This is a genomic window from Actinacidiphila sp. bgisy160 (assembly GCF_965342435.1).
GTDB lineage: Bacteria > Actinomycetota > Actinomycetes > Streptomycetales > Streptomycetaceae > Actinacidiphila.
On record NZ_CBDRCM010000143.1, the window covers coordinates 1 to 820 of the forward strand.

1 protein-coding gene is annotated in these 820 nt (G+C 68.9%); it reads right to left on the minus strand.

The genetic code is table 11. The annotated features are described in order from the left end of the window. Positions 1-750, minus strand: a protein-coding gene (locus tag ACRWNP_RS37155; protein ID WP_431969429.1) for an IS5 family transposase whose coding sequence is annotated in 2 segments (ribosomal slippage) — positions 1-411 and positions 411-750 — 751 coding nt annotated over the 2 segments. Because the reading frame shifts where the segments join, the coding sequence is not laid out codon by codon here. This gene is flagged as partial in the annotation. Positions 751-820 lie beyond the last annotated feature (70 nt).

Genomic DNA, 820 nt, shown 5'->3' on the forward strand with positions numbered 1-820 from the left:
CCTGGTGAAGGTCGGCGCGGCGTTCGTAGCGGGTCCGGAGTCGTTTGAACTGGTGGAGCCAGGCGAAGGTGCGCTCGACGACCCAGCGGGTCTTGCCCAGGCCGGAGCCGTGGGCGACGCCGCGCCGGGCGATGAGGGGCTTGATGCCGCGCTGCCACAGCAGTCGGCGGTACTTGTCGTAGTCGTAGCCGCGGTCGGCGAACAGTCGCTTGGGCTTGCTGCGTGGGCGTCCTCGAAGTCCCCGTATTCGGGGGATCGCGTCCAGCAGCGGGATCAGCTGCGTGACGTCATGCCGGTTCCCACCGGTCACGGACACGGCCAGCGGGGTTCCACGGCGGTCGACGATCAGGTGGTGTTTGGAGCCGGGGCGGGCTCGGTCGACCGGCGAAGGCCCGACGTGATCCCCCCTTTGAGGGCCCTGACATGGGAGCCGTCGATCGCGCAGTCGTCCATCTCGAGCAAACCGGCCTTGCGCAGTTCGGCAAGGAGCTCCGCGTGCAGGCGGGGCCAGACACCGGCTTCGGTCCAGTCCCGCAGCCGGCGCCAGGCGGTCACGCCGGAGCAGCCCACCACGCTGGCAGGGACGTCCCGCCAGGCCACCCCCTTGCGCAGCACGTAGACAATGCCCGCCAGTGCAACACGGTCAGGCACCCGAAGTCGGCCTGGGTGCCGCTGCCTTCGCTCGGGCTGCGGCGGCAGCAGCGGGGCTATTCGCTCCCAGAGGTCATCAGGGACAAGGTCATCGGACACCCCGCAGACCCTGCCGACGAAGATCACTGACTGCCAGCCGACACGCCGATCTCATTCTGAAACGATCAGT